Raw genomic sequence first — 9,303 nt, 5'->3', positions numbered from 1 at the left:
GGCCTCACCGGGGTGGGGAGGCTGCCGCGGTGAGGGCGTCGGCGAGGATGGCCAGTACCCGGTCGGCCTCGGCGTCGGTGATGGTCAGCGGCGGGAGCAGCCGCACCACCGCGTCGTGGCGCCCGCCGAGCTCGACGATCAGGCCCCGGGCCAGGCACTCGGCCCGGACACGGGCGGCCAGGTGCGGGTCTGCCGGCCGGGCGCCGAGGGCGTCCGGGCCGGCGTCGGGGTCGACCACCTCCAGGCCGATCATGAGCCCGCGCCCGCGGACGTCGCCCACGCAGGGCCGGCCCGCGGCGATTGTCCGCAGGTCGGCCAGCATCCGGGCACCGGCCTCGGCGGCGCGCAGATCCAGGGCTTCGGAGCGGACGAAACGCAGGGTGGCGACGCCGGCGGCCATCGCGAGCTGGTTGCCGCGGAACGTGCCGGTGTGTGCGCCGGGAGCCCAGCCGTCCAGCTCCTCCCGGTAGGCGATGACGGCCAGCGGCAGGCCGCCGCCGATCGCCTTCGACATGACGATGACGTCCGGGATGATGCCGCTGTGCTCGCCGGCCCAGAACGTGCCCGTGCGCCCTACCCCGGTCTGGACCTCGTCGAGGATCAGGGGGATGCCCCGCTCGGCGGTGATCCGGCGGATCGCCCGCAGCCAGTCGTCGGGCGCGGGCACCACCCCGCCCTCGCCCTGCACGGCTTCGACGATCATCGCGGCGGGCCGGGCCACCCCGCCGCACGGGTCGTCCAGGAGCCGTTCGATGTACTGGGCGGACAGCCGCGCGCCGTCCGGGCAGTCCCCGTCGGTGGCGCCCACGCCGAACGGGCAGCGGTAGGGGTACGGGTAGGGCAGCCGCACGACCGTGCCCACCGGCCGGAGGCGTTCCTTGATCGTGACGTTCCCGGTGACGGCGAGCGCACCAGCTGTCATGCCGTGGTAGCCGCCGGTGAACGCCAGCAGCGTGTCGTTCCCGGTGACTGTCTGGGTCAGCTTGAGCGCGGCCTCGACCGCGTCCGCGCCGCTGGGCCCGCAGAAGTGCAGCTTCGCCGAGGCCGCGAGGTCACCCGGCAGGCAGGACAGCAACTCGGCGGTGAACGCGTCCTTCTCGGGGGTGGCCAGGTCGAGCACGTGCAGCGGCGCGCCGGAGTGGAGCAGCCCGCGGATCGCCTCGTGGACGACGGGATGGTTGTGGCCGAGCGCGAGGGTGCCGGCGCCGGACAGGCAGTCCAGGTAGCGGCGGCCGTCCGCGCCGATCACCGTCATGCCCTCGGCGTGGACGGGGACGATCGGCAGGCTCCTGGCGTATGTCCGCGCGGACGACTCGCGCCGGCGCTGCCGGGCGAGGATTCCCTCGGCGCGGACCCGGCCGTCGGCGTCCGGCGCGCCATGGCCGCCGGTGGCGCCGGCCGTGGGGCCGGCATGGGCGCTGGATCCCGAAGGGCCGGCGGATTCGGAACCGATGGCGGATATCGTCAAGAAAGCGACTCCCGTCCGGTGGCCTGGGCGCCCTGAGCGATCCGGCCCGAGCGCCCGCTCCGGGGCCCGGGCGGGTGGCCCGGGGCCCGGAGGGTGCCGGGGTCCCGTAGACCTTTCCGGTCGGCGGATTCGATCCGGTGCGGGACCTCGGGCGCGGGCAGGGACATTCCCGCTCGATCATGCCACCTGTGAGCTTCCGTTGGGTTCAGGGAAGCCTAACCTAAGTAGTTATCGGCAGGGGGAGTGAACCGCAGGTGTAATCATCCTCTCGCTCGCCGCAATCCGACGGCGAACCCTGCCGATCCGGCAACGCCGAGCCACGTGGCACCCGCACGGCTGGCCGCGGCCCGGCGGCCCGGCGGCAGCCGCCGGCAGCGCAGTGGCAGCCGTAGGTGAAAACCGTCACCCCCACAGCGGCGGCCACCTACGGCCGGACGAGGCGTAGGTGGAAAGCGCTGTCGGGATGACGGGAACCACCTACGGATCCCGGCGGTCGGGGAGGGCCGCGGTGAGGTCCTCGAGCAGGTCGTCGATCGACTCGATGCCGACCGACAGCCGGACGAGGTTCGCGGGCACCTCCAGCGGGGAACCGGCCACCGAGACGTGCGTCATCCGCCCGGGGTGCTCGATGAGCGACTCGACCCCGCCCAGGGACTCGGCGAGGGTGAACACCCTGGTCCGCCGGCACACCTCGACCGCGGCCTCCTCGCCCCCGCGCAGGGCGAACGACACCATCCCGCCGAAGTCGCGCATCTGCTTCGCCGCCACCTGGTGGCCCGGGTCGTCCGGCAGGCCCGGGTAGTGCACGGCCGCCACCGCGGGATGCCCCGCCAGCAGCTCCGCGACGCGGCGGGCGTTCGCGCAGTGCCGGTCCATCCGGACCGCTAGGGTCTTCGCCCCCCGCAGCACCAGCCAGGCGTCGAACGGGCTGGGCACCGCCCCGGTCGCGTTCTGGATGAACCGCAGCCGTTCCCCCAGCCGCGGGTCGGACACCACCGCGGCACCGCCGACGACGTCGCTGTGCCCGCCGAGGTACTTCGTGGTCGAGTGGACCGCCACGTCGGCGCCGAGGAGCAGCGGCTGCTGCAGGTACGGGGTGGCGAAGGTGTTGTCGACGGCGAGCAGCGCGCCGGCGGAGTGCGCGATGCCGGCCAGCGCGGCGATGTCGGAGACGCCCAGCGTCGGGTTCGTCGGCGTCTCGGACCACAGCAGCCGGGTACGGCCCGGCCGGATCGCCGCCCGCACCGCGTCGAGATCCTCCAGGGGCGCCGGGGTGTACTCCACGCCCCACTCGGCGAACACCCGGGCGAACAGCCGGTAGGTGCCGCCGTAGGCGTCCAGCGGGATCACCGCGTGGTCGCCGGGGCGGCACACCGTGCGCAGCACCGCGTCCACGGCGGCCAGGCCGGAGGCGAAGGCGAGCCCCGCGGTGCCCGCCTCCAGCGCGGCCAGGCAGGTCTCCAGCGCGGTGCGGGTCGGGTTGGACGAACGGGCGTACTCGTACGCCCCGCGCGGGACCCCGACGGCGTCCTGCGCGAACGTCGACGACGGATGGATGGGGACGACCACCGCGCCGGTGACGGGGTCGGGGTCCTGCCCCGCATGGATTGCCACCGTCTCGAAGCCGCTGCCGGCCCACGTCTCGGCGCCGGCCGGCCACGCGCCGACCGGCGACGCGCCGACGGGTGACGCGCCGACGGGTGACGCGCCGACGGGTGACGCGCCGACGGGTGACGCGCCGACGGGTGACGCGCCGACGGGTGACGGGCGGCGCGGGTCGCCGGCCCGGGCCGCGGGGCCGTCCCCACCGGCTACCGCGCCGTCGATCGTGGGATCGCTGGTGACAGGGCCGTCGGCGCTGGTCATGGGCTCCTCGGTGGGTTACGGGGTGGCCAGGAAGCTGAGCAGGTCGGACCGGGTGAGGATGCCCACGGGGTTGCCGTCCTCCAGCACGAGCACGGCCGGCGCGGCGCCGAGGGCGGCGACCAGCACCGACAGCGGCTCGCCGGCGCCGACCGTGGGCAGCGGCGGCGACATGTGCGCGGCCACCGGGGCGTCGACAGCGGCCCGGTCGGCGAACACGGCGCCGAGCAGCTCCAGCTCGATGACGGCGCCGGCCACCTCGGCCGACCGCAGCGGCGGCTCCTGGCGGACCACCGGCATCTGGGAGACGTTGTACTCGCGCAGGTAGGAGATGGCCGCGCCGACGGTCTCGTCCGGATGCACGTGCACCAGGTCGGGCGGGCTGGACGCGTCGGCGGCCTTGCGGGCGAGCACCTCGGCGACCGTCGGCTCGTCCGAGGGAGGGTCGAGAAAACCGTAGTCGTACATCCACTCGTCGTTGAAGATCTTCGACAGGTAGCCGCGGCCGGAGTCCGGGAGCAGCACCACGACGCAGCCGTCGGCGTCCAGCTCCCGGGCCACCCGCAGCGCGGCGACCACCGCGAGCCCGCAGGAGCCGCCGACCAGCATGCCCTCGCGGCGGGCCAGCTCCCGGGTCATCAGGAACGAGTCGCGGTCGCTGACCGCCTCGACCCGGTCGACGACGGCCTTGTCGTAGGTGGTCGGCCAGATGTCCTCGCCGACTCCCTCCACCAGGTAGGGCCGCCCGCTGCCGCCGGAGTACACCGACCCCTCCGGGTCGGCGCCGACGACCTGTACCCGCCGGTCGCTGGCCTCCTTGAGGTAGCGGCCGGTGCCGCTGATCGTCCCGCCGGTGCCGATACCGGCGACGAAGTGGGTGACGCGCCCGTCGGTGTCCGCCCAGATCTCCGGGCCGGTGCTGGCGTGGTGCGCGGCGGGGTTGTGCGGGTTGGAGTACTGGTCCGGGCTCCACGCGCCGGGCGTCTCGGCGACGACGCGGCGGGCGACCGAATAGTAGGAGCGGGGGTCATCCGGGGCGACCGCGGTCGGGCAGACCAGCACCTCGGCGCCGTAGGCCCGCAGCACCGCCCGTTTCTCTTCGCTGATCTTGTCGGGCATGGTGAACACGCAGCGGTAGCCGCGGGCCGCGGCCACGATCGCCAGCCCCACCCCGGTGTTGCCGCTGGTCGGCTCGACGATCGTCCCGCCCGGCCGCAGCTGCCCGGCGGCCTCCGCGGCGTCGATCATCGTCAGGGCGATCCGGTCCTTCACCGACCCGCCCGGATTGACGTACTCCAGTTTGGCGAACACCGGGGCGGCAATACCCTCGGTGACCGCGTTCAGCCTGATCAGTGGGGTACCGCCGACCACCGCGGCCAGGTTCCCGTAGACACGCATGCGCCGCCCTCACCTTCGCCGCCGAGGTCCGCAGCCGCCGCTGGGCTCCCAGCGTACGCAGACCAGGCGCCCGCCGCAGGCCAAGCCGCACCGTGTCGCGGAGGCCGCGGAAATCACAGATGATCGCAGGGCCGCGCTGGCCGCGGCGGCTACGAAGATCACTCCTGCTCGTCGCGCCGGGCGGTCGAGGAGCCGTGGGAGCCGTGGGAGCCCGTGGTGTGCTTTGGAGCGGTATGTGCTGAGTCGCTGTGTGTCGAGTCGCTGTGTGTCGAGCCGGTGTGCGTCGAACTGGTGGCGGTCGAGCTCGTGTAGCCCGAGCCGGTGGACGTCGAGCTGGTATGGGTCGAGACGGTGTAGGCCGAGCCGCCGTGCGCCGGGCCGTGCCACGTCGAGCTCGAGCTCGAGTTCGTATGGTGCGTCGCACTCGTGTGGACGTGGGTGAAGCCGCCGCCCGGGTCCCGCGACACCGCGGCCCGCACCGGTGGGGGGTGCCCCAGGAACCCCTGCATGGCGAACTCGTATCCGTAGGCGCCGGCCATCGGGAAGACCACCACGTCACCGGCGCGCACCTCGTCCACGGTGATGTCACGGGCGAGGGTGTCCTCGGGCGTGCACAGTTCGCCGACCACGGTCACCGGCCGTCCGGCGACGCCTGGACGCGGGAAGTCGTACGGCCAGCCGTCCACCGCGACGACCCCGAAGTTATGCACGATCTCCCAGGACGTCGGCAGCTGGAAGTGGTGGATGCCGCCCCGCAGCACCACGAAGTCGGTGCCGTGGGCGTGTTTGACGTCGGTGACCTCGGCCGCGTACGCGCCGCAGTCGGCGACCAGCCAGCGCCCCGGCTCGAACAGCACCCGTACCCTGGCCGGGACCGGCGTCGCCCGCAGGCCGGCGGCGAAGGCGTCCAGGTCGAAGGGGCGCTCGCCGCGCCGGTCCGGCTCGAAGGGCACCCCCAGCCCGCCGCCGACGTCGACGACCCGCAGGTCGACGCCGTGCGCGGCGGCCGTGGCGGCCGCGTACCCCAGACACCAGCGGACGTACTCCAGGTGCGCGGCGGCGTCGAGGTTCCCGGATACGGCATGGACGTGGAAGCCGAGCACGTCGACCCAGGGCAGCGACCGGGCGACGGCCAGGACGTCGGGGACGTCCGCCTCGGGTATCCCGAAGGCGCTGGCCACGCCGCCCATCCGCAGCGAGCCGGCGAGGGCCACCCGGGACGGGTTGACCCGCAGCATGACCGGTATCCGGCGGCCCACCCGGCCCGCGGCGTGGTTCAGCCGGCGCAGCTCGCCGGGGCTCTCGACGTTGACGGCCACCTCGGCGCCGGTTCCGGCGGCCTCGACGAGCGCGGCCAGCAGCGGGGCGGACTTCCCCGGGCCGGAGGCGACGATGCGGGCGGGCCGCCCGGTCCGCTGAGCGCTGTCCAGCGCGAGCATGATCTCGTAACTGGAGGCGACCTCGAAACCGTCCACCCCCTGGCCGGCGGGGAGGTCGTGGCCGGCGGCGGGGCGATGTGCGCTGCGCGTCTGACGATCTCCGTGGCCGTGGCCGTGGCCGGTGGCGAGGGCGTCGAGGACCGGCGGGTAGCCGTTCGCCTTCACCGCATAGAAGATCGCGGCCCATGGCGGTAGCGCCGCTTTCAGCCGGGTGGCATTCCCGGCCGCGACGTCAAGATCGTAAACGTACGCGCTGACCGGATCGGCGTGCGCCCCGGCGGGAGGCTGTGACCCGGTGAAAGGCTGTGACCCGGTGAAAAACTGTGCGTCGGCGAAAGGCTGTGACGCGGCGAAGGCCGCTGACGCGGTGAAAGGCTGTGTCCCGGTAAAGGCCGCTGACACGGTGTGAACGGTGGGGGGACGGGCGGATCGGCCGGGGGCGCCGCCGCGTGTCTCGAGCGTGCCGCGCAGCCAGTGCAGCGTTGCCGCGGGTAGTCGGCTGACGGGCAGGGCGTGCAGCCGGCCGGCCGACGGTGGCAACTGCACGCGCGTTCAGCTCACGGCTGGACAGGTCACGGCTGGACAGGTCACGGTTGGACGGGTGACTGGACAGGTAGGTCGAACCAGAGGTATTTTCCCGAATCCACCGCCACCGCGCCCCAGCTGCCGGCGAGAGCGTCCAGGACGAGCAGACCACGGCCGCCCTCGCTGCCGAGATCCACCTGCTGCCGCTGCGGTAGCACGACGGAGGTGTCCGAGACGGAGGCGTGCACGAGACCGGGCCGTAGTTCGAGCAGTAGCCAGACGGGTGGTTTGCCGTATTTGACCGCATTCGTGACCAGTTCGCTGACCAGGAGCTCCGCTGTCCCGACGGCTTCCTCGGGCAGATTCGTGCGGGCCAGCTGCTCCCTGAGCGCGCGGCGTGCCTGCGGGACGGCCGCGGGCACGTAGGGCAGCTCGACCAGCAGGTGGGTGGCCGAGGGGCGCAACGCCGACGCGCGGGTCATCATGTCCTTTTCCACCCCGTCTGTGTATTCATTGATCACCGAATCCGACGTGACGACATCCCTGTACGTCTACCCACAGGCCGGCTATTCCAAGCACTTCCGGTCTTTCACGGTCAACGGGCGGATGCCGGATAGTTTTTATGACGTACGGTAACGGTACCGCTTGGTTCCGTCACCACCTTCAGGGGAAAGGTTGAGCTGGATCGCGGAGTGTCATGTTGGTATGCGGGCGGCGAGCACCGCGACGTCGTCACGCAGCCGGCCGCCGGCGAACCGCTCGGCAGCCGCCCGCAGCCGCTCCGCGATCCCCTTGGCGGACATCCCGGCGCAGCCGCGCAGGGTCGCCAGCAGCCGCTCCTCACCGAAGAGCTCCCGGCCACGGCGTGCCTCGACGACCCCGTCGGTGTAGAGGACGAGCGCGTCCCCGGCCCGCAGCGACACCCGCACCTCGGGAAAGATCGCGTCCTCGTCGTCGAGGACCCCCAGCAGCGTCCCCGGCTGCGCGACGAACACGGCCGTCCCGTCCGCCCGGAGGAGAACAGGCAACGGATGCCCGGCCATACAGATCGACATCACCCGTTCGGCCGTCCGCGCGTCGGACCGGGCACCCGGCCGCGCCGGGCCGGCGGGACCACGCGCCCCCGAAGGCCCTGGGCCGCCTGACCGCCCCGGCTCGTCGGGCAGGCCGGGCTCGTCTGCTGGCAGGCCGGGCTCGCTCGGGGGGCCGGGTTCGCCCGGGGGGCGCAGCTGGGCCGCCGCGAGCGTGCAGAAACGTCCCTGACCAGCGGGATTCGGGTAGCTGGTGGTGTCCCGCAACGCCCGGTTGAGATCCATCATGATGTCGGGCAGGTTGTGGCGCTGGCCCGCCAGCAGCCGCAGCACGGCCCGCGCGACCCCGGTGACGTTGGCGGCTTCCGCGCCCTTGCCGCAGACGTCCCCGATGATGATCGTCCAGCCGCCGTCCGGATCCGGGACGAGGTCAAAGAAGTCACCGCCGACCTCCAGTCCGGCTCGCGCCGAGCGGTAGGACGAGCCGAGCTCGATCCCGTCGATGCGGGGCAGTTCGGGCGGCAGCAGCCCGGCCTGTAGCTCGCCGGTCACCTCCACCTGCTGGCGGAACAGGCGGGCGTTGTCGACCGTGAAGGCCGCGCGGCGGGCCAGGTCGGTGAGCAGTTCGATCTCGTCGGCCTCGAAGCTGTTCCCGGCGGCGCGGCCGAGGGTCAGCACACCCAGCACGCGGCGGCGGGCGCACATCGCGGCGATGACGGTGGGAGCGCCGTCGACGGTGGCCACCCGCACGGTGTCGGTGAGCGCCGCCCGCACGTGGGCGACCAGCGTCCCGGCCGGGTCGCCCGCCCAGGCGGACAGGGCACCGGCCGCGGCCTCGTCCACGTGGCCGACGGCGGCCAGTTTGATCGCGCCGTCGTCGCGCAGCAGGTGGACCGTGCACCAGCGGGCCAGCCGGGGCACGGGCAGGCGCGCGAGCAGGGCCAGGCTCCGCTCGGTGTCGAGGCTGCCCGCGAGCAGGTCGGACGCCTCGGCCAGGAAGGACAGCATGCCGATCCGACGTTCCTCGGCCCGCCGCAGATGGGCACCGCCGAGAGCCAGCGCCATCCAGCGGGCGACCAGCTGGATCCGCTCCTCGACATCGTCGTGGGCACCGTCATGGACATCGTCATGGACATCGCCATGAGCACTGTCGTGAACACCGTCGTGAACACCGCCGTGGACGTTCCCATGAACGCTGTCGCGCCCATGAACGCTGTCGCGGACACTGCCGTGGACGCCGTCCTCGTCGTCGAGCCGGTACCCGCGGGCCGCGCCGGTGGGCGCCCTGCCGGTGGGCGCAGGCAGGCCCGGTGCCCACAGCAACAGCTCTCCGACGATCCCGTCACGGGAGTCCAGCGGGATGCGCCGGGCGTCCCGCTCCGAGCCGGTCGGGCCGAAAGCCGCCACCACCTCCGCCGTTTCCGCCCGGTTACGGCTGCGCCGCACCAGGCCCGCCCCAAACGACGGCAGCGCGTCGAGGAACTGCGCCAGCAGCTCACCGACCTCCTCCTCGGCCGACAGGACGCGGGTGAGGGCCGGCGAGAGCAGCCGCGCCGGCCGGCGCGGGCCCACCACCGCG

Annotated in this window: 6 protein-coding genes; all 6 read right to left on the bottom strand. The window is 73.4% G+C overall.

From position 1 onward, the window contains the following. Positions 1–4: 4 nt before the first annotated feature. Positions 5–1,468 carry a diaminobutyrate--2-oxoglutarate transaminase family protein gene (locus AC5LSR_RS20945; protein ID WP_250284003.1) on the bottom strand — a complete coding sequence of 488 codons (1,464 nt, stop codon included), beginning with the start codon at positions 1,466–1,468 and terminating at the stop codon, positions 5–7. A 477-nt stretch (positions 1,469–1,945) separates the two neighbouring features. Further along, a complete protein-coding gene (locus AC5LSR_RS20940) occupies positions 1,946–3,334 on the bottom strand; it encodes a cystathionine gamma-synthase (RefSeq protein WP_250284005.1) in 1,389 nt (462 codons plus the stop codon). A 15-nt stretch (positions 3,335–3,349) separates the two neighbouring features. Then, entirely contained in the window at positions 3,350–4,729 is a 1,380-nt protein-coding gene (locus AC5LSR_RS20935) for a cystathionine beta-synthase (protein ID WP_250284007.1), read from the bottom strand. Positions 4,730–4,887: 158 nt separating this feature from the next. Next, positions 4,888–6,714, bottom strand: a complete 1,827-nt coding sequence (locus AC5LSR_RS20930; protein WP_250284009.1) for a type III PLP-dependent enzyme domain-containing protein — start codon at positions 6,712–6,714, stop codon at positions 4,888–4,890. A 41-nt stretch (positions 6,715–6,755) separates the two neighbouring features. Continuing rightward, a complete protein-coding gene (locus AC5LSR_RS20925; protein ID WP_250284011.1) occupies positions 6,756–7,178 on the bottom strand; it encodes an ATP-binding protein in 423 nt (140 codons plus the stop codon). Between the two features lie 210 nt (positions 7,179–7,388). After that, on the bottom strand, positions 7,389–9,303 hold a 1,915-nt coding region (locus tag AC5LSR_RS20920; RefSeq protein ID WP_493468876.1), incomplete at its 5' end, for a PP2C family protein-serine/threonine phosphatase.

The organism is Protofrankia sp. CiP1_Cm_nod4, from assembly GCF_982290645.1.
This window is presented reverse-complemented; position numbering and strand designations above follow the sequence as displayed.

Bases quoted from the DNA above. Each gene is read 5' to 3' on its own strand.
- AC5LSR_RS20940 (WP_250284005.1), bottom strand. From the start codon at position 3,334: ATGACCAGCGCCGACGGCCCTGTCACCAGCGATCCCACGATCGACGGC.
- AC5LSR_RS20925 (WP_250284011.1), bottom strand. From the start codon at position 7,178: ATGATGACCCGCGCGTCGGCGTTGCGCCCCTCGGCCACCCACCTGCTG.
- AC5LSR_RS20935 (WP_250284007.1), bottom strand. From the start codon at position 4,729: ATGCGTGTCTACGGGAACCTGGCCGCGGTGGTCGGCGGTACCCCACTG.